The organism is Streptomyces sp. NPDC024017, assembly GCF_040638895.1.
Lineage (GTDB): Bacteria > Actinomycetota > Actinomycetes > Streptomycetales > Streptomycetaceae > Streptomyces.
This window is the reverse complement of record NZ_JBEZYZ010000012.1, coordinates 284,352-302,756: the sequence shown is the minus strand read 5'-3', so window position 1 is coordinate 302,756 and position 18,405 is coordinate 284,352. Positions and strand designations below refer to the sequence as shown.

Sequence of the window (18,405 nt, the reverse complement as noted above, 5' to 3'; positions counted from 1 at the left end):
TGCGGGTGGGTGAGACCGCATGCTACCTCTTGACGAGCTACCTCGAATCGAGTTACCTCGTATCGAGGTTCGCCAGGACCCAGGGGGAAACAGCCACCGTGAACGCCCACCGCAGGCAGCTCGTCCTGCTCGCCCGCCCCGTCTACTTCTCGCTCCTCGCCTCTGTCGCCGCGGGGATCATCAACACCGTCTGGGTCGCCCGGCTGGGCAGTCCGGCCGTGGCCGCCGTCGCCGTGGCCACCAACACGGAGAACGTGCTGCTCGGCGTCGCCCTGGTCTTCGGCTCAGGCACGACCGTGCTGGTCGCGCACGCCCGCGGTGCCGGCGACCCCGTGGCCGTCCGGGCGGCCGTGCGCGGCGGATGGGCCCTGTGGGCGGTCGTGACGCCGCTGGTGGTGGCGGGCGGCCTGCTGGGACGCGAACCGCTGGCGCGACTGGTGCTGGGCGGGGCCGACGGCGCCGCCCTCCCGCTCGCCGTCGCCTACTTCACGCTCTCCATGCCCGGCATGGCCGTCTTCTTCGCCCAGCAACTCGTCGACGGCATCCTCAAAGGCGCCGGCGACACGAGAACACCGATGCGGCTCGCCCTGCTGTCCAACGGCCTGATCCTGGCCCTCGACCCGCTCTTCATCCACCTCTACGGCGTCCGGGGCGCCGCTCTCTCGACAGTGCTGTCCCGGTGCGTGGCGCTCGGGGTGGGACTCGGCGCGATCCGGCGCAACACCCTGCTGCGGACGGCCCGCGGGACGGAGCCGGGCGAGGCTCTGGCCGTGTCCCTGCGGCGGACGCTGACGACGGGTCTGCCCATGTCCGCCGACTTCACCGTGCGGCAGACGGGCGCCCTGGTCCTGGTCGCGATCGTGGCGCGGCTCGGAGTGACGGCGGTGGCCGCGTACGCGATCGCCTACAAGGCCATGTACGTGGCGACCATGGCCTTCTACGCCGTCCGGCAGGCGGCCTCCATCCACACCGCGCACACGCGCGGCGCCGGGGCCGACGAACGGTGGGCGATCGGCCGGCAGGCCGTGCTCGTCTCCGGCGCGCTCGGCGTCACCGCGGCCGTCCTGCTGGCCATCACCGCCCCGTGGCTCATGGCCGCCTTCGGCGCCGGGCCCGGGGTCACGCGCGAAGGTGTGCTGTTCCTGCGCTGCGCCGGGCCCTACCTGCTGCTGATGGCCTGTCTCATCGCGCTCGGCGGCGTCTTCGAGGGCAGCGGGGGCGCTCCGCTGCTGCTGCGGGTGACCGCGCTCGGCACCGGGATCCAGCTGGCCCTGGCGTACGTCCTGACGGGGCTCGGGCTGCCCGGGGTGTGTCTCGCGCTGGCGCTCGCGACGGCGGTGCAGTGTGGGCTGGCGTGGGTGCTGTTCCGGCGGGCCCCGGCTCAGGAGGAGACCGGGGTCTCGTCCGTACGGGCCGGCTGAGGGGGCACGGGAGCGGGGGGCGTGACGGGCGGGACGGTCGCTCGCCACAGGGCGCGGGCCGCGATCAGGGCGGCGGCCACCAGGAGGCCGTTGCGCAGGAACAGCAGGGTGAGGCCGAGCCCGTTGCCGGCCACGACGTCGCCGAAGTAGAGCGGGAACTCCAGCACGGTCACGAAGCACGCCACCAGCACCAGGACGACCGGCAGCCGCATCCGGCTCCCGGGGAAGTACAGGCACACCGCCGCCAGCCCGACCAGCCACACCATGTACTGCGGACTGATCACGCGGCTGGTGGTGGTGAACATCAGCACCGCCACGAAGGCCGCGTCGGCGAGCGTGTGCTCCTCGAAGCGCCGGGCAAGCAGCCGCCACAGCACCAGCCAGCCGAACGCCGCCCCGGTCAGGAACAGTGCGCCCGTGCTCACCTCGCTCACGTACGGCCCGATGAACTCGATCGAGCCGTAGTTCAGCTTCACCTCGCCCTGCCAGCCGAAGTGCCGGGCGACATGGAAGACCAGCGCGCCCAGCGACTCCACCTCGGTGCCCCGGTCGCGCTGGAAGGTCAGGAACGCGAACGCGCCCGGCATGGCCAGCGCGAACACGCCCGTCACCGCGATGCCGGTCACCAGCGCCGACAGCCAGGCGCTGCGGCGGCGGGCGGCGAGGAGCAGCATCGCCGGCCAGACCTTCAGCAGCGCGCCGAAGGCCGCCAGGGCCCCCATCGCCTTCGGGTGCCGGGCGCCCGCGAGCAGCGCGGCCATGGCCACCGCCGTGACCATCACGTCGTAGCGGGCGTACACCGTCGGGCCGAGCAGCGGCACGCCGATCACCCACACCCAGGCACCGCGCAGCGACCGGCCCGGGCGGCGTCCCGCGTACGTCATCAGGGCCAGCACGGCCAGGTCGGCGACGCAGACCAGGACGAAGAACGCGGTCGCGTAGTCCAGGAAGGGCAGCAGGCCGGGGGAGAGGATCGCCAGCGCGGCGGCGGGCGGGTACTGCCAGGTGACGTCCTCCAGAGGGAACGTTCCGGTGCTCAGGACGCCGTACCAGCCCTGGTAGATCACGCGCACGTCGCTCGTGACGTCCGGGCCCGGGAAGACGTACACCTTCAGGACGAACAGCAGCAGCAACAGCCTCGTGAGACACCAGACCACCGGCAGCCATGCCAGGGACCGCCTCGTGCCCGTCGTCTCCACCTGATCCCTGCCCGTTCGTGTGCCGTGTTGATGGGGCCATGATGGTCCCCCCGGCTGTGAGCGTGCCATACCTGCTGCCGCGCGGTGCGGTGAGGGCGGTTCGGTAGGGTCGGCGGCGTGCGCAAGACCCTGATCGTGACGAACGACTTCCCGCCCCGGCCCGGGGGCATCCAGGCCTTCCTGCACAACATGGCGCTGCGGCTTGACCCGCAGCAGCTGGTCGTCTACGCCTCGACCTGGAAGCGGACCCGGGAGGGTGTCGAGGCGACCCGCGCCTTCGACGCCGAGCAGCCCTTCACCGTCGTACGGGACCGTACGACCATGCTGCTGCCGACGCCGGGCGCCACCCGGCGGGCCGTCGGTCTGCTGCGGGAGCACGGGTGCACCTCGGTGTGGTTCGGGGCCGCGGCCCCGCTCGGCCTGATGGCCCCGGCCCTGCGCGACGCGGGCGCCGAGCGGCTGGTCGCCACCACGCACGGCCACGAGGCCGGCTGGGCGCAGCTGCCCGCGGCCCGGCAGCTGCTGCGCCGGATCGGCGAGGCCACGGACACGATCACCTACCTCGGCGAGTACACCCGCTCGCGCATCGCCTCCGCCCTGACGCCCGAGGCGGCCGCCCGGATGGCGCAGCTGCCGCCCGGCGTCGACGAGAAGACCTTCCACCCCGGCTCGGGCGGCGACGAGATCCGGGCCCGACTGGGCCTGACGGACCGCCCGGTGGTGGTGTGCGTCTCCCGGCTGGTGCGGCGCAAGGGGCAGGACACCCTGATCCGGGCCATGCCCCGCATCCTGGCGGCCGAGCCCGACACCGTCCTGCTGATCGTCGGCGGCGGGCCCTACGAGCGGGATCTGCGGCGGCTCGCGCACGAGACCGGTGTCGCCTCCGCCGTCCGCTTCACCGGCGCCGTGCCCTGGTCGGAGCTGCCGGCCCACTACGGCGCCGGCGACGTCTTCGCGATGCCCTGCCGGACCCGCCGGGGCGGCCTCGACGTCGAGGGCCTCGGCATCGTCTACCTGGAGGCCTCCGCGACGGGCCTCCCGGTCGTGGCCGGCGACTCGGGCGGCGCCCCGGACGCGGTCCTGGACGGCGAGACGGGCTGGGTGGTGCGGGGCGGCTCCCCGGAGGAAGTCACCGACCGCATCACCGTCCTCCTCGGCGACGCCGAGCTGCGCCGCAGGATGGGCGAGCGGGGCAGGGAGTGGGTCGAGGAGAAGTGGCGCTGGGACCTGCTGGCGGAGCGCCTCAAAAGCTTGCTGTAGGGCAGCTTGCCTTTTTGGGGGCGCGGGGCTGTATCGATGTGCGGCTCCGCCGCGTGGGCGCGGTCGACCACGAACGACCCGCACTCGCCGTCAACGATCAAGCGGCACCCCCACTAGGCGGAACCCAAAAATCCGCCGATGCTGCGCCCATGACATCTAACCTGACGCATCGTCACCTGACAAGACGTCACATCCTGGGCATGGCAGCCCTGCAGACCGCAGCATCCCTCGGCTTCACCCGCATCGGGATGGAAAGCGCCCGAGCCGCCCAGCCCGACGCAGTCGACACCGCCCCGGCGATCGTCGTCGGCTCGGGCTACGGCGGCGCCGTAGCCGCCCTCCGTCTCGGCCAGGCCGGCATCCGCACGATCGTCCTGGAGATGGGCCGCCTGTGGAACACCACCGGCCCCGACGGCAAGGTCTTCTGCACCACCAGCGCCCCCGACCACCGCTCCATGTGGTTCCGCACCCGCACCGAGGCCCCCCTCGGCAGCTTCCTCTGGCTGGACGTCGTCAACAGGGACATCGGCCGCTACCCGGGCGTCCTGGACCGCGTCCACTTCGACCACATGTCCGTGTACGTCGGCCGGGGCGTCGGCGGCGGCTCCCTGGTCAACGGAAGCATGGCGGTCACCCCGCCCCGGTCGTACTTCACCGAGCAGTTCCCCACCGTCGACGCCGACGAGATGTACGGCACGTACTTCCCGCGCGCCCGCGCCGCCCTCGGCGTGACCACCGTCGACCCGGCCTGGTTCGAGTCGACGGAGTGGTACCGCTTCACCCGCGTCTCCCGCAAGCACGCCGAGAAGGCCGGCCTGCGGACCACCTTCGTGCCGAGCGTCTACGACTTCGGCCACATGCAGCGCGAGGCGGCCGGCACCGCCCCCAGGTCGGCGCTCGGCGGCGAGGTCATCTACGGCAACAACCACGGCAAGCGCAGCCTCGACAAGACGTACCTCGCCGCCGCGCTCGGCACCGGCAACGTCACCATCCACACCCTGGAGAAGGTGCGCGCGATCAGCCGCGCGCCGGACGGGAGCTACGTCCTGACCGCCGACCGTATCGACGAGACCGGCCGGGTCGTCGAGACCAAGGAGTACGGCTGTACGTACCTCTTCCTCGGCGGCGGCAGCCTCGGCACCACCGAACTGCTGCTGCGCGCCCGGGAGACGGGCACCCTGCCCGGACTCGACGCCGGGGTCGGCGCCGGCTGGGGCACCAACGGCAACGTGATGCTCGGCCGGGCCAACCACCTGTGGGACACGGTCGGAGCGAACCAGTCGACCATGCCGGTGATGGGCATCGACGACTGGGCGAACACCGCCAACCCGGTGTTCGCCGAGATCGCCCCGCTGCCGACGGGCCTGGAACACTGGGTGAGCCTCTACCTGGCGATCACCAAGAACCCGGAACGGGCGTCCTTCTCCTACGACACCGGCTCGGGGCAACTACGGCTCGGCTGGACCGCCGCCCACAGCGCGGTCTCCGTCGCCATGGCCAAGAAGCTGTTCGACCGGATCAACGCGGCCAACGCGACGATCTACCGGTACGACCTGTTCGGCGCGGGGAGCAAGGTCTTCGCGGACGACTTCACCTACCACCCGCTGGGCGGCTGTGTGCTGGGCAGGGTTACGGACGACTACGGGCGGGTCAGGGGATACCCGAGGCTGTACGTCACCGACGGCTCGCTCGTGCCCGGGTCGCTCGGGGTCAACCCCTTCGTGACCATCACCGCGCTCGCCGAACGCACGATGGCGCGGGTCCTCGCCGAGGACACCGCGCCATGACCGACCCGGTCGGGGGTCACTTCGCGTAGATCGCCTCGACCTCGTGCGCGTAGTCCTTCGCCACCACGTTCCGCTTCAGCTTCAGCGAGGGCGTCAGGTGGCCCGACTCCTCCGTGAACTGGGAGGACAGAATGCGGAACTTCCGCACCGATTCCGCCTTCGACACCGCGGCGTTGCCGTCGTCGATCGCCGCCTGGATCGCGGCCAGCAGGTCCGGGTCCTCGCTCAGCGACGCCGCGGTAGAACCCGCCGGCTTGCCGTGGTCGGAGCACCAACGGCCCAGGAACTCCTCGTCGATGGTGACCAGCGCGCCCACGAACGGCCGCCCGTCGCCCACCACCATGCACTCCGCGACCAGCGCGTGCGCCCGGATGCGGTCCTCGATCACGGCCGGGGCGACGTTCTTGCCGCCCGCGGTGACGATGATCTCCTTCTTGCGGCCGGTGATCCTGAGGTAGCCGTCCTCGTCGAGGGTGCCGATGTCACCGGTGTGGAACCAGCCGTCGGCCAGCGCCTCCCCGGTCGCGCCGGGGTTGTTCCAGTACTCCTTGAACAGGTGCTCGCCGTGCAGCAGCACCTCGCCGTCGTCGGCGATCCGCACCACCGAGCCGGGCAGCGGCTGACCGACCGTGCCGATCTTCTGCCGGTCCCAGGGGTTGAACGCGGTGGCCGCGCAGGACTCGGTCAGGCCGTAGCCCTCCAGGACCGTGAAGCCGATGCCGCGGAAGAAGTGGCCGAGGCGCTCGCCGAGCGGGGCGCCGCCGGAGATGGCGTACTCGCCCCGGCCGCCGAGGACCGCGCGGAGCTTGCTGTAGACGAGCTTGTCGAACGTCTTGTATTTGATCTTCAGGCCGAAGGACGGGCCCGAGGGGGTGTCCAGCGCCTTGCTGTAGGCGATCGCGGTGTCGGCGGCCTTGTCGAAGATCTTGCCCTTGCCGTCCGCCTGGGCCTTGGCGCGCGCCGAGTTGTAGACCTTCTCGAAGACGCGCGGCACGCCGAGGATCAGCGTCGGGCGGAACGCGGCCAGCTCGTCGGTGAGGTTCTTGATGTCCGGGACGCAGCCGAGCTTGATCGGCGCCATCATGGGCGCGATCTGCACCAGCCGGCCGAAGACGTGCGCGAGCGGCAGGAAGAGCAGCACCGAACACTCACCGGTGCGGAACAGCGGACGCAGCCGCTCCACGATGTTGCCGCACTCGGCGAAGAAGCTGCGGTGGGTGAGCACACAGCCCTTGGGGCGGCCGGTGGTGCCGGAGGTGTAGACGATGGTCGCCGGGTCGTCGGCCTTGGCGATCGAGCCGCGCTCCTCGACCGTCTCGTCCGTGACGTCCTGGCCGAGCCGGCCCAGCTCGTCGAGGCCGCCGCCCTCGATCTGCCACACGTGCTTCAGCGCCGGCAGCCGGTCGCGCACCGACTCGATCGCGGCCGAGTGGGCGTCCGACTCCACGACACAGGCGGTCGCGCCCGAGTCGCCGAGGATCCACTGCACCTGCTCCGGCGAACTGGTCTCGTACACCGGCACGGTCACCGCGCCCGCGCTCCAGATCGCGAAGTCCAGCAACGTCCACTCGTAGCGGGTGCGGGACATCAGGCCCACCCGGTCGCCCGGCTGGACCCCGGCGGCAATGAGCCCCTTCGCCGCCGTGTGCACTTCGGCGAGGAACGCGGTGGCCGTGACGTCCTGCCAGCTGCCGCCGATCTTGCGGGCGATGACGGCGACGTCCGGGTGCTGCGAGGCGTTTCTGCGGACGATGTCGGTCAGATTTCCGTCCGCAGGGACCTCGTACAAAGCCGGAAGGCTGAACTCGCGCAAGACTGCTGCTCCTCATAGGGCGCCGGCGCCACGACGGTGTGTGCTGCGACGGTGCGGTCCAAGGCTCGGGGAGGTGCTCAGGCATTCACTTGTTGAAATGCAGAGCACGACTGGACTGCCCGGACGTTACCCGCCGGTATGGCTTCTCCGACAGGGGGGCCCGTCGAGATGTTCGCTGCGTCACACACTCGGGTATTCCTTCGCGCACAGTAGTCCACGGACAAACTTACTGGCCAGTAACCGCAGGTCCGGCCGCCACTGTTCACGTTTGCCGCACACGCTTACGCTTGATCGTCATGGCACCCACACCAGCCGGAAACCACCGGACGCGCGTACACGTGGTGAGTGACGTGCACGGCAACGCCCGCGACCTGGCCAGGGCCGGCGAGGGCGCCGACGCCCTGATATGCCTGGGCGACCTCGTCCTCTTCCTGGACTATGCCGACCACTCGCGCGGCATCTTCCCCGACCTGTTCGGCGTCGAGAACGCCGACCGCATCGTCGCGCTGCGCACCGCCCGCCGCTTCCAGGAGGCCCGGGAGTTCGGCGCCCGGCTGTGGGCCGGCGTCGGCGAGGACCGCGCCTCGGTGATCGAGGAGGCGGTGCGCAAGCAGTACGCCGAGATGTTCGCCGCCTTCCCCTCTCCTACGTACGCCACCTACGGCAACGTCGACATGCCGCCCCTGTGGCGGGAGTACGCGGGCCCCGGTACGACCGTCCTCGACGGCGAGCGCGTCGAGATCGGCGGCCTGGTCTTCGGCTTCGTCGGCGGCGGCCTGCGCACGCCGATGCGGACGCCGTACGAGATCGACGACGAGGAGTACGCGGCGAAGATCGAGGCCGTGGGCGAGGTCGACGTGCTCTGCACGCACATCCCGCCCGAGGTGCCCGAGCTGGTCTACGACACCGTCGCCCGCCGTTTCGAGCGCGGCAGCCGGGCCCTGCTGGACGCCATCCGCCGCACCCGGCCCCGGTACTCCCTCTTCGGGCACGTGCACCAGCCGCTGGCGCAGCGGATGCGGATCGGGGCAACCGAGTGTGTGAACGTGGGGCACTTCGCGGCGACCGGGACCCCGTGGGCGCTGGAGTGGTGAGGACGTCCCAGGTCGGGTGAGATCACGGGGCCCCGTGCGCGGTAGCCTTCACGCTGCACACGCGTGCGCACGACCTCATACCGGCCCGCATCTGGAGGAGCCACGGCGATGGCGGAACACACCAGCTCGAGCATCACCATCGAGGCGGCCCCGGCCGACGTCATGGCGGTCATCTCCGATTTCGCCCGCTACCCGGACTGGACCGGTGAGGTGAAGGAGGCGGAGGTCCTGAAGACCGACGCCCAGGGCCGCGCCGAGCAGGTCCGCCTCGTCATGGACGCGGGCGCGATCAAGGACGACCAGGTCCTCGCGTACACCTGGACCGGCGGGAACGAGGTCTCCTGGACGCTCGTGAAGTCCCAGATGCTGCGTTCCCTGGACGGCTCGTACCTCCTCAAGCCGTCCGGCGCGGGCGGCACCGAGGTCACGTACGTCCTCACCGTGGACGTCAAGATCCCCATGCTCGGCATGATCAAGCGCAAGGCGGAGAAGGTCATCATCGACAGGGCGCTGGCCGGCCTGAAGAAGCGGGTCGAAGCGGGCAAGTAGCCCTGGCCGCGCACCCACCCGGCCCCAGCGGCAGCACCGGGCGCCTCGGCAACGCCCGGTACCGTCAAGCCCATGCGCACCATCTTGATCACCGGCCCCGGCGGCAGCGGTCGTACCACCCTCGCGGCCGCGACCGCCCTGGCCGCGGCGTCCGAGGGCACCCGCACCCTCGTCCTCGGCACCGACCGCACGGACACCCTCGGTGCCGCCCTGGGGGTGCAGACCGGCCCGGCCCCGGTCCAGGCAGCCCCGCACCTCACCGCCTGGCGCCCCGACGCCGCCCAGGACTTCCGCCGGGACCTCACCGCCCTCCAGGACCGCGCCTCCTCCGCCCTGGACCTCCTCGGCGCCTCCCGCCTCGACCCCGAGGAAGTGAGCGCCCTGCCCGGCGCCGAGGAACTCGCCCTGCTGCGCGCCCTGCGCGACGCCGCGCTGTCGGAGAAGTACGACACCCTCGTCGTCGACCTCCCCCCGGCCCCGCAGGCACTCGCCCTCCTCGCCCTGCCCGAGGAACTCCGCCGCTACCTGCGCCGTCTCCTCCCACCCGAACGCCAGGCCGCCCGCGCCCTGCGCCCCGTCCTCGGCCGCCTCGCCGGCGTCCCCATGCCCGCCGAGTGGCTCTACGAGACGGCAGCCCGCTGGGACCCGGAACTGGCCGCCGCCGAGGCGGTCGTCGCCGACCGCGACACCGTCGTACGCCTGGTCGCCGAGCCCGGCCCGGCCGGTGCCGACGCGCTGCGCACCGCCGGCCTCGGCCTCGCCCTGCGCGGTCTGCGCACCGACGTCGTGGTCGCCAACCGCGTCCTGCCCGAGGCGTCCCCGGACACCTGGCTCGCCGGTCCGGTCGCCCAGCAGCGCAAGACGCTGGAGGAGTGGCGCGAGTCGTACGACGTCCGCACCGTCGCCCACCTCGGACGCGACCCGCGCGGCCTCGACGACCTCACCGCCCTCGCCGTGCCCGGCGTCGAGCAGGCGCCCCCCGCGGCCGACTGGTCCGTGACGGACCGGCTCGGCGAGGACGGCGTGCTCGTCTGGCGGATCCCGCTGCCCGGCGCCATACGCGAGGAACTGGACCTCGTCCGGCGCGGCGACGAACTCGTCGTCACGGCGGGACGGTTCCGCCGGATCGTCCCGCTGCCCTCCGCGCTGCGCCGCTGCACCGTCGACGGGGCCGCCCTGCGCGAGGGCGCGCTGCGCATCCGCTTCGCACCCGACCCGAAGCTGTGGCCGCAGACCCCGTGAGCCGGCGGGCGGAATCGGACGGACACGGCCGGTCCCGGCCGGTGAACCCGGTACGCCCGTTCGGGTAACGTCGTAGGGACGAACCGTAGTCAGGAGTCCGTCATGAGCGAAGAGCTCCCCCCGTCCGACGCCGCCCGCGAAGAGGCCGCGGACGAGGTGCGGGCGAGCGACGCCGACGCCTGGGCGACCGCGTGCGCCGAGGACCTCCAGGCAGAGAAGGCCCGCCGCCGCACCGAGTACGGCACGCCCCCGGGCTCGGCGGCCGAGGAACTGAAGAAGCTCGTCGACGCCGTCGCCGAGAAGCTGTCCGATGTGCAGTCCCCGCTGCTCGGCGCGGTCGCGGGGCCCGCCGCCCAGCAGGTCGTACGGCAGGTCGTCCAGCAGGCCAAGGACGCCGTGGAACCCGTCATCGACCGCAATCCGGACGTCTTCGACCACCTGGCCGCGGCCGGGAACGAGCTGCTCGCCGCCTACCGCTCCGCCGTCCAGGCCCAGGAGCGGCGGTGGACCGGCCGCGACGACCGGGCCGACCCCCGTGACCAGGGCGAACGCCGGGACGGCGGCGACGACGCCGGTCCCGGGGAGCGCATCGACCTGGACTGAGTCCCCGGACTCGGCCGAGCGGCGGCCCCGGTGCGGCCGCCGGGGGTGCCCACCGTGCGGACGACCGCGAACCCGACGCCAGGGCCTCGGGTACCGTTGGCCGTAGCGGGGCTCGACCGAAACTGAGGGATTCATGGGACTCACCATCGGCGTCGACATCGGCGGCACGAAGATCGCGGCCGGCGTGGTCGATGAGGAAGGCAACATCCTCTCGACCCACAAGGTGCCGACCCCGGGCACGGCTGAGGGCATCGTGGACGCCATCGCCTCGGCGGTGGACGGCGCACGCGTCGGTCACGACATCGTCGGCGTGGGCATCGGTGCCGCCGGCTACGTGAACCGGCAGCGCTCCGAGGTCTACTTCGCGCCCAACATCCACTGGCGCAACGAGCCGCTCAAGGAGAAGGTCGAGGCCCGCACGGGCCTCCCGGTGGTCGTGGAGAACGACGCGAACGCCGCGGCGTGGGGCGAGTACAAGTTCGGTGCCGGCAAGGGCCACCGCAACGTCATCTGCATCACCCTCGGCACCGGCCTCGGCGGCGGCATCATCATCGGCAACAAGCTGCGCCGCGGGCACTTCGGCGTGGCCGCCGAGTTCGGCCACATCCGCATGGTGCCGGACGGCCTGCTGTGCGGCTGCGGTTCGCAGGGCTGCTGGGAGCAGTACGCGTCCGGCCGGGCGCTGGTGAGGTACGCCAAGCAGCGTGCCAACGCCACCCCCGAGAACGCCGAGATCCTGCTCGGCCTCGGCAACGGCACGCCCGAGGGCATCGAGGGCAAGCACATCTCCATGGCCGCCCGCCAGGGCGACCGGGTGGCCGTCGACTCCTACCGCGAGCTGGCCCGCTGGGTGGGCGCGGGCCTCGCCGACCTGGCCTCCCTCTTCGACCCCTCCGCGTTCATCGTCGGCGGCGGCCTCTCCGACGAGGGCGAACTGGTCCTGGGCCCGATCCGCAAGTCCTACAAGCGCTGGCTGGTCGGCGGCAACTGGCGCCCGGTGGCCGAGGTCCGCGCCGCGGAACTGGGCAACAAGGCCGGCCTGGTGGGCGCGGCCGACCTGGCCCGGGAGCCCGACCCGATCATGTAAACGCCCTCAGGGGACGCGCCTCAGGGGCGCGGGGAACTGCGCGACGAGCCACGAACAACCGGTACTCGCGCACAACCCCGCGCCCCGACCTGTTGGGCGTAAATTGATCACATGCCCCTGCTCCCCAACTCCCGTACCGAACCCGACGGTTCCGCGGTCATCAGGGTCCTCAGCTACAACATCCGCTCCATGCGCGACGACACCGACGCCCTGGCCCGCGTCATCAAGGCCTGCGCACCCGACCTCGTCCTCGTCCAGGAAGCCCCCCGCTTCTTCCGCTGGCGCAAGAAACTCGCCCGCCTGGCCCTCGCCTCCGACCTGGTGATCGTCACCGGCGGCGCCACCACCACCGGCCCGGCGATCCTCAGCTCGCTGCGGGCGAGCGTCGAACGCACGGAGGACGTCCTCCTGCCCCCCACCCCCGGCCTGCACCGCCGCGGCTTCGCCACCGCTGTCGTCCGGTTCGCCGGCACCCGCCTCGGCGTGCTCAGCTGCCACCTGTCCCTCCAGAAGGACGAGCGCTACGCGCAGTCCGGCATGCTCCTGGACCGGCTCGCCGCAATGGGGGTGGAGCACGCGATCGCCGGCGGCGACCTCAACGAACGCCCCGACGGCCCGGCCTTCCGCCGGCTGACCGACGGCCTGACCGACTGCCGGGCCGCGGCGCCCTGGGGCGGCGAGCACACCTGGACGCCCACCGACCCCTACCAGCGCATCGACGCGATCTTCGCGACGAAGGGCATCGAGGTCCTGGGCTGCGGCGTGCCGTCCGGGCAGCCCGGAGTGTCCGACGCAGACCTGAGGGCGGCCACGGACCACCTCCCGGTCCTGGCCGCCCTCAGGGTCCCGGCTTCCCCAGGGGCCTCCTGACAGATCTCCGCGGCGTCGCGACGCCGCGGAGATCCGCCAGCAGGCCCTAGACGACCGCGCCCCGCCCGGGGTCGTCGTCGTCCTCGTCGTCCGTACGCATGCGCATCACCAGCGTCGCGAACCCGCCGACGAACCCGCCGATCCCCAGCGTGGCCAGCCACCAGGTCATGTCCCAGCCGAGCAGCACGGCCAGCAGGAGCAGCACCGGCCCGCCGAGCACGCCGAGCCAGGCGAACTTGGCGGTCGGGTCGGCGGTGGGCAGCGGGGGCGGCTCCGGGGGCACGAAGTGGCCCTCGTCGTCCTCGTCGAAGTCGTCCTCGGTGGGCTCGGGCGTGGAGTAGTCGCGCGGGCCGACTCCGGGCGCGAACGAGACCGAGCCGCCCAGGGGCTTCACGGGCTTCACGGGCTTCTCCGCGGGCCCCTCGGCCTCCTCCGGCTCGGCCGGCTTCACGGCGTCCCCGGACTTCACGGCCGTATCGCCCCGGTCGCCGCCGATCCCGGCGTCGTTGGTCCCCGTCGCCGGCAGGGCCAGGTCCTCGATCGACTTGAACGGCTTGGCGCCCGGCGGGTCCGGCGGTTCCTCGCCGTACCCGGCGACGATCGCCGCCCAGGCGGCGTCCTCGTCGAAGGGGACGCCCTTCTCGTCCGGCTCCCGGCCCTCGCGGTCGGAGTCGTGCTCAGCCACCTGCGGTCGTCCCTTCCTTGCCGAGCCCGGGCTCCTTGCCGAGGCCGGACGCGATGCGGCCGATGAACGCGAGGCTCTCCTCGTGGATCCGGTCCGCGTCATGGTCCAACGTGGCGACGTGGTAGCTCTGTTCCAGGATGACCTCTTTCACGTCCGTCGACGAGATGCGGCTGAGGATCCGGGCGGAGTCGGCGGGCGGCACCACATGGTCCTGGGGGCTGCGCAGCAACAGCACCGGCTGGGTGACCTGCGGCAGCTCGCGGTCGGTGGCCTGGAAGAACCGGCGCAGCGAATGCGCCGCGTGCAGCGGCACCCGGTCGTAGCCGAGCTCCTTGCCGTCCGGCTTGGCGATGTCACTGGCGATGCCCTTCGTCGCGGGGACGAGGTGGCGCACCACCGGCAGGGCGTGCGCGGCCAGGCCGTGCACCTTGTTCGCGGGGTTGACCACCATGACACCGCGGACGGCGTCGCCGTGCTTGGCGGCCAGCCGCAGGGCGAGCGCGCCGCCCATGGACAGACCGGCCACGAAGACCGTCTCGCGGCGCTCGCACAGCTGACGCAGCGCGCGGTCCACCTCCGCGTACCAATCCTGCCAGCCGGTGATCCGCAGGTCCTCCCAGCGCGTGCCGTGCCCGGGCAGCAGCGGCAGGGAGACGGTCAGGCCGTGCTCGGCGAGGTGCTCCGCCCAGGGGCGCAGCGACTGCGGTGATCCGGTGAAGCCGTGGCAGAGGAGGACGGCGACCTCTCCGCCCTCGTGGTGGAACGGCTCGGCTCCGGCAAGGACCGGCACCTTCGGCCTCCTGGTCGTGAGAAGGGACTGGCACGATCACGGAATGTCACGGAACGTCATGGAAGGGGTCGCACGGCGTTCGCGGGACCTTCACCGTACGCGACCGCACTGACACCGACCAGGGCCGTCGGCGCCTTTGACAGCGCTCCGGGTTAAGGTCTGATCTACACATACAGGAGGCACTCGGTTGTTGTACGGCGCGATGAAGGTCACCATCGGGGGTCCGCTGAAGCTCGCCTTCAGACCCTGGGTGGAGGGCCTGGAGAACGTACCCGCCGAGGGCGCTGCGATCCTGGCGAGCAATCACCTGTCGTTCTCCGACTCGTTCTTCCTGCCCGCCGTCCTCGACCGCAAGGTCACCTTCATCGCGAAGGCCGAGTACTTCACCACGCCCGGAGTGAAGGGCCGGCTGACGGCCGCGTTCTTCAAGGGGGTCGGGCAGCTCCCCGTGGACCGCTCGGGTGCGCGCGGCGCGGGTGAGGCCGCCATCAAGAGCGGCATAGAGGTGCTGGAGCGCGGTGAGCTGTTCGGGCTCTACCCGGAGGGCACGCGCTCGCCCGACGGACGGCTCTACCGGGGCAAGCCGGGCGGCCTCGCGCGCGTGGCGCTCGCGACCGGCGCGCCCGTCATCCCCGTCGCCATGATCGACACGGAGAAGATCCAGCCGCCCGGGAAGGTCATGCCGAAGCTGATGCGGCCCGGCATCCGGATCGGCAAGCCCCTGGACTTCAGCCGCTACCAGGGCATGGAGCACGACCGGTTCGTGCTGCGCGCGGTGACCGACGAGGTCATGTACGAGATCATGAAGCTCTCCGGCCAGGAATACGTCGACATGTACGCCACGGCCATGAAGCGGCAGCTCACGGAAGCGGCGAAGGTGGAGAAGGAAGCCGAGAAGGCGGCCAAGGCCGCTCTCGCGCGGGCGGAGAAGGAACAGGCCGAGAAGGAAAAGCAGACGGAGCAGCGGCGGACCGAGCCCTAGACGGGGCCCGGGTCGGGGGCGGGGGAGATGGCCAAGCGCGAGCGTGTGATGAGGATGTCGGTCGAGCAGCCGCTGTGGCGTGCGCTCACCGCCTACCGGGTGCTCACGATGCTGTACGCGGTCGGCCTGTTCGCCACCGCCTACGACGAGTTCGTCCGCCCGTGGGTCGCCGTCGCCTACTACGCGGTGCTGTGCGGGTGGACCCTGGCCACCCTGCCCCGGGTCGCGAACGCCGCCCGCTGCACCAAGCGTTTCCTCGCCGCCGACCTCACCATCGCCGTCGCCGGCATCCTGCTCACGACCGTCGCCGACGCGCACGAGCGGGTCCAGGCGGGCGGCCCGACCCTGCCGTCGATATGGACCGCCGGTTCCGTCCTCGCCTTCGCCATCAAGGGCGGCTGGCGCTGGGCGGCCCTCGCCTCCAGCCTCGTGGCCGTCGCCAACCTGGTCGAGCGCGGCAGCCCGGCCCGCGACACCGTCCACAACGTCATCCTGGTCTGCATCGCCTCCATCGCCATCGGCTACGTCGTCGAGGTCGCCCGGGCCTCCGAGCGCACCCTCGCCCGCGCCCTGGAGATCGAGGCCGCCACACGAGAGCGGGAGCGCCTCGCCCGGGACATCCACGACAGCGTGCTCCAGGTGCTGGCGATGGTGCAGCGCCGCGGGGCCGTGATCGGGGGAGAGGCGGCCGAGCTGGGCCGGATGGCCGGTGAGCAGGAGGTCGCGTTGCGCACCCTGGTCTCCGGCGGACTCGTCCCCGTCTCGAGGGTCTCGGAGGACGCCGCCGAGGGCGCGGTCGTCCGGGCCGTCGACGAGGAGCCGGAGCCGAGCGGCCCCGTCGACCTGCGCGCCCTGCTCGCGCCGTACGCGGGGGCCATGGTCAGCCTCGCCGAGCCGGGCGCGCCCGTGCCGCTGGCGCTGGTCGCCGCCCGGGAGGTGGCCGCCGCCGTCGGGGCCGCCCTGGACAACGTCCGGCGGCATGCCGGGCAGGACGCGCGTGCCTGGATCCTGGTCGAGGACGAGCCGGACGAGGTGATCGTCACCGTGCGGGACGACGGGCCCGGCATCCCGGAGGGCCGGCTCGTCCAGGCCGAGGGCGAGGGGCGGCTCGGCGTCGCCCTGTCGATCCGCGGCCGGCTGCGCGACCTCGGCGGCAGCGCGGAGCTGATCTCGGTGCCGGGCCAGGGCACGGAGGTCGAGCTGAAGGTACCGAAGGACGCGAACACACGGGGGAAGGCGGAGCAGCGATGACGGAGACCACCGGAGACCTCAAGGACCCGATCAAGGTCATGGTCGTCGACGACCACCCCATGTGGCGCGACGCCGTCGCCCGCGACCTGGCCGAGTCGGGCTTCGAGGTGGTCGCCACCGCGGGCGACGGAGACCAGGCCGTGCGCCGCGCCAAGGCCGCCGCGCCCGACGTCCTCGTGCTCGACCTCAACCTGCCCGGCAAGCCCGGCGTGCAGGTCTGCAAGGAGGTCGTCGCCGCGAACCCCGCACTGCGGGTCCTGGTGCTGTCCGCCAGCGGCGAGCACGCCGACGTCCTGGAGGCCGTGAAGTCCGGCGCGACGGGCTACCTGCTGAAGTCGGCCTCCACCGAGGAACTCCAGGACGCGGTACGCAGCACGGCCGTCGGCGACCCGGTCTTCACCCCCGGCCTCGCCGGGCTGGTCCTCGGCGAGTACCGCCGACTGGCCTCCGAACCGGGCCCCGCCCCCGACACCGGCGAACCGAAGGCGCCCCGGCTCACCGACCGCGAGACCGAGGTGCTCCGCCTGGTCGCCAAGGGCCTGAGCTACAAGCAGATCGCCGAACGGCTGGTCATCTCCCACCGCACGGTGCAGAACCACGTCCAGAACACCCTGGGCAAGCTCCAGTTGCACAACCGCGTGGAGCTCGTCAGGTACGCGATCGAGCGCGGCCTCGACGACGAGTGAGGCGCACGTCACACTGACCCTTCGTCAGGCACCTGCGGCGAAGGGACTGTTCCATGCGCGTCGGAGTACTGACCGGAGGCGGCGACTGCCCCGGCCTCAACGCCGTCATCCGGGCCATCGTCCGCAAGGGCGTGCAGGAGTACGGCTATGACTTCACCGGCTTCCGGGACGGCTGGCGAGGACCCCTGGAAGGCGACACCGTCCGTCTCGACATCCCCGCCGTGCGCGGCATCCTGCCCCGTGGCGGCACGATCCTCGGCTCCTCGCGGACCAACCCGCTGAAGGTGGAGAACGGCATCCGCCGGATCAAGGAGACCCTCGCCGGGCTGGAGGTCGAGGCGCTCATCGTCATCGGCGGCGAGGACACCCTGGGCGTGGCCGCCCGCCTGTCCGACGAACACGGCGTGCCCTGCGTGGGCGTCCCGAAGACGATCGACAACGACCTGTCCGCCACCGACTACACCTTCGGCTTCGACACCGCCGTCGGCATCGCGACCGAGGCCATCGACCGGCTGCACACCACCGCCGAGTCCCACATGCGGGTCCTGGTCGTCGAGGTGATGGGCCGGCACGCCGGCTGGATCGCCCTCCACTCGGGCCTGGCCGGCGGCGCCAACGTCATCCTCATCCCCGAGCAGCGCTTCGACACCGAGCAGGTGTGCACCTGGGTGACCTCCCGCTTCCGGGCGTCGTACGCCCCGATCGTGGTCGTCGCCGAGGGGGCGATGCCGAAGGACGGAGACATGGTCCTCAAGGACCAGTCGCTGGACTCCTTCGGACACGTCCGGCTGTCCGGGGTCGGCGAGTGGCTCGCCAAGGAGATCGAGAAGCGCACGGGCAAGGAGGCCCGCACCACGGTCCTGGGCCACGTCCAGCGCGGCGGCACCCCCAGCGCCTTCGACCGCTGGCTCGCCACCCGCTTCGGGCTGCACGCCATCGACTGCGTCCGCGACCGCGACTTCGGCCGGATGGTCGCCCTGCGCGGCACGGACATCGTCCGGGTCCCGATCGCCGACGCGACGGCCCGCCTGAAGACGGTGGACCCCGAGCTGTACGAGGAGGTCGGCGTCTTCTTCGGCTGACCGG

17 protein-coding genes are annotated in these 18,405 nt (G+C 72.1%); 13 read left to right on the top strand and 4 right to left on the bottom strand.

Features of this window, described 5'->3' with window-relative positions; translation table 11 throughout:
- Positions 1–98 precede the first annotated feature (98 nt).
- Entirely contained in the window at positions 99–1,421 is a 1,323-nt protein-coding gene (locus AB0G20_RS30655; protein ID WP_361307954.1) for an MATE family efflux transporter, read from the top strand.
- Here the strand turns inward: AB0G20_RS30655 and AB0G20_RS30650 are convergent.
- Positions 1,382–2,620, bottom strand: coding sequence for a glycosyltransferase family 87 protein (locus AB0G20_RS30650; RefSeq protein WP_361307952.1), 1,239 nt, complete (start codon positions 2,618–2,620; stop codon positions 1,382–1,384). The two genes, AB0G20_RS30655 and AB0G20_RS30650, sit on opposite strands and share 40 nt — an antisense overlap.
- Positions 2,621–2,737: 117 nt before the next feature.
- Here AB0G20_RS30650 and AB0G20_RS30645 point away from each other — a divergent pair, with 117 nt between their 5' ends.
- Both AB0G20_RS30645 and AB0G20_RS30640 read left to right on the top strand, forming a co-directional pair.
- Complete coding sequence (locus AB0G20_RS30645; protein ID WP_361307950.1) at positions 2,738–3,880, top strand: glycosyltransferase family 4 protein; 1,143 nt, start codon at positions 2,738–2,740, stop codon at positions 3,878–3,880.
- A 200-nt stretch (positions 3,881–4,080) separates the two neighbouring features.
- Positions 4,081–5,667: a GMC oxidoreductase gene (locus AB0G20_RS30640; RefSeq protein ID WP_361307948.1), complete on the top strand. Its 1,587-nt coding sequence runs from the start codon at positions 4,081–4,083 to the stop codon at positions 5,665–5,667.
- 16 nt (positions 5,668–5,683) lie between these two features.
- On the opposite strand, the gene AB0G20_RS30635 is transcribed toward AB0G20_RS30640, so the two are convergent.
- Positions 5,684–7,480: an AMP-dependent synthetase/ligase gene (locus AB0G20_RS30635; RefSeq protein ID WP_361307946.1), complete on the bottom strand. Its 1,797-nt coding sequence runs from the start codon at positions 7,478–7,480 to the stop codon at positions 5,684–5,686.
- Between the two features lie 296 nt (positions 7,481–7,776).
- On the opposite strand from AB0G20_RS30635, the gene AB0G20_RS30630 reads away from it, so the two are divergent.
- The 6 genes from AB0G20_RS30630 (at position 7,777) to AB0G20_RS30605 (ending at position 12,925) form a co-directional block, all read left to right on the top strand.
- Positions 7,777–8,574, top strand: a complete 798-nt coding sequence (locus tag AB0G20_RS30630; RefSeq protein WP_361307944.1) for a metallophosphoesterase — start codon at positions 7,777–7,779, stop codon at positions 8,572–8,574.
- Between the two features lie 108 nt (positions 8,575–8,682).
- The gene (locus AB0G20_RS30625; protein WP_361307942.1) at positions 8,683–9,123 is read left to right on the top strand and encodes an SRPBCC family protein; all 441 of its coding nucleotides are present in this window, start codon (positions 8,683–8,685) and stop codon (positions 9,121–9,123) included.
- Positions 9,124–9,195: 72 nt separating this feature from the next.
- Positions 9,196–10,365, top strand: coding sequence for an ArsA-related P-loop ATPase (locus tag AB0G20_RS30620; protein WP_361307940.1), 1,170 nt, complete (start codon positions 9,196–9,198; stop codon positions 10,363–10,365).
- Between the two features lie 102 nt (positions 10,366–10,467).
- A complete protein-coding gene (locus AB0G20_RS30615) occupies positions 10,468–10,968 on the top strand; it encodes a DUF5304 domain-containing protein (protein WP_361307938.1) in 501 nt (166 codons plus the stop codon).
- Positions 10,969–11,101: 133 nt separating this feature from the next.
- Positions 11,102–12,055, top strand: coding sequence for an ROK family glucokinase (locus tag AB0G20_RS30610; protein ID WP_361307936.1), 954 nt, complete (start codon positions 11,102–11,104; stop codon positions 12,053–12,055).
- 111 nt (positions 12,056–12,166) lie between these two features.
- Positions 12,167–12,925 carry an endonuclease/exonuclease/phosphatase family protein gene (locus AB0G20_RS30605; protein ID WP_361307934.1) on the top strand — a complete coding sequence of 253 codons (759 nt, stop codon included), beginning with the start codon at positions 12,167–12,169 and terminating at the stop codon, positions 12,923–12,925.
- 46 nt (positions 12,926–12,971) lie between these two features.
- On the opposite strand, the gene AB0G20_RS30600 is transcribed toward AB0G20_RS30605, so the two are convergent.
- Together AB0G20_RS30600 and AB0G20_RS30595 are read right to left on the bottom strand one after the other, a co-directional pair.
- A complete protein-coding gene (locus AB0G20_RS30600; RefSeq protein WP_361307932.1) occupies positions 12,972–13,610 on the bottom strand; it encodes a hypothetical protein in 639 nt (212 codons plus the stop codon).
- Positions 13,603–14,400, bottom strand: coding sequence for an alpha/beta fold hydrolase (locus AB0G20_RS30595; protein ID WP_361307930.1), 798 nt, complete (start codon positions 14,398–14,400; stop codon positions 13,603–13,605). The genes AB0G20_RS30600 and AB0G20_RS30595 overlap by 8 nt, the downstream gene beginning before the upstream one ends.
- Before the next feature lie 202 nt (positions 14,401–14,602).
- Here AB0G20_RS30595 and AB0G20_RS30590 point away from each other — a divergent pair, with 202 nt between their 5' ends.
- Genes AB0G20_RS30590 through AB0G20_RS30575 form a run of 4 tightly spaced genes read left to right on the top strand, consistent with a single transcriptional unit; the run spans position 14,603 to position 18,401 of the window.
- Complete coding sequence (locus AB0G20_RS30590) at positions 14,603–15,382, top strand: lysophospholipid acyltransferase family protein (protein WP_361308003.1); 780 nt, start codon at positions 14,603–14,605, stop codon at positions 15,380–15,382.
- 27 nt (positions 15,383–15,409) lie between these two features.
- Complete coding sequence (locus AB0G20_RS30585; protein ID WP_361307928.1) at positions 15,410–16,633, top strand: DUF5931 domain-containing protein; 1,224 nt, start codon at positions 15,410–15,412, stop codon at positions 16,631–16,633.
- Positions 16,630–17,319 (top strand): response regulator transcription factor, encoded by a 690-nt coding sequence (locus tag AB0G20_RS30580; RefSeq protein ID WP_361307926.1) that lies wholly within the window; start codon positions 16,630–16,632, stop codon positions 17,317–17,319. Before AB0G20_RS30585 ends, AB0G20_RS30580 begins: the two co-directional genes overlap by 4 nt.
- Before the next feature lie 53 nt (positions 17,320–17,372).
- A complete protein-coding gene (locus tag AB0G20_RS30575; RefSeq protein WP_361307924.1) occupies positions 17,373–18,401 on the top strand; it encodes a 6-phosphofructokinase in 1,029 nt (342 codons plus the stop codon).
- Positions 18,402–18,405: the final 4 nt, after the last annotated feature.

Excerpts from the sequence above, each read along its gene's own strand:
- AB0G20_RS30590 (WP_361308003.1), top strand. The coding sequence starts at position 14,603 with ATGAAGGTCACCATCGGGGGTCCGCTGAAGCTCGCCTTCAGACCCTGG.
- AB0G20_RS30580 (WP_361307926.1), top strand. The coding sequence starts at position 16,630 with ATGACGGAGACCACCGGAGACCTCAAGGACCCGATCAAGGTCATGGTC.
- AB0G20_RS30605 (WP_361307934.1), top strand. The coding sequence starts at position 12,167 with ATGCCCCTGCTCCCCAACTCCCGTACCGAACCCGACGGTTCCGCGGTC.
- AB0G20_RS30630 (WP_361307944.1), top strand. The coding sequence starts at position 7,777 with ATGGCACCCACACCAGCCGGAAACCACCGGACGCGCGTACACGTGGTG.
- AB0G20_RS30615 (WP_361307938.1), top strand. The coding sequence starts at position 10,468 with ATGAGCGAAGAGCTCCCCCCGTCCGACGCCGCCCGCGAAGAGGCCGCG.
- AB0G20_RS30625 (WP_361307942.1), top strand. The coding sequence starts at position 8,683 with ATGGCGGAACACACCAGCTCGAGCATCACCATCGAGGCGGCCCCGGCC.
- AB0G20_RS30620 (WP_361307940.1), top strand. The coding sequence starts at position 9,196 with ATGCGCACCATCTTGATCACCGGCCCCGGCGGCAGCGGTCGTACCACC.
- AB0G20_RS30585 (WP_361307928.1), top strand. The coding sequence starts at position 15,410 with ATGGCCAAGCGCGAGCGTGTGATGAGGATGTCGGTCGAGCAGCCGCTG.
- AB0G20_RS30575 (WP_361307924.1), top strand. The coding sequence starts at position 17,373 with ATGCGCGTCGGAGTACTGACCGGAGGCGGCGACTGCCCCGGCCTCAAC.
- AB0G20_RS30640 (WP_361307948.1), top strand. The coding sequence starts at position 4,081 with ATGGCAGCCCTGCAGACCGCAGCATCCCTCGGCTTCACCCGCATCGGG.
- AB0G20_RS30610 (WP_361307936.1), top strand. The coding sequence starts at position 11,102 with ATGGGACTCACCATCGGCGTCGACATCGGCGGCACGAAGATCGCGGCC.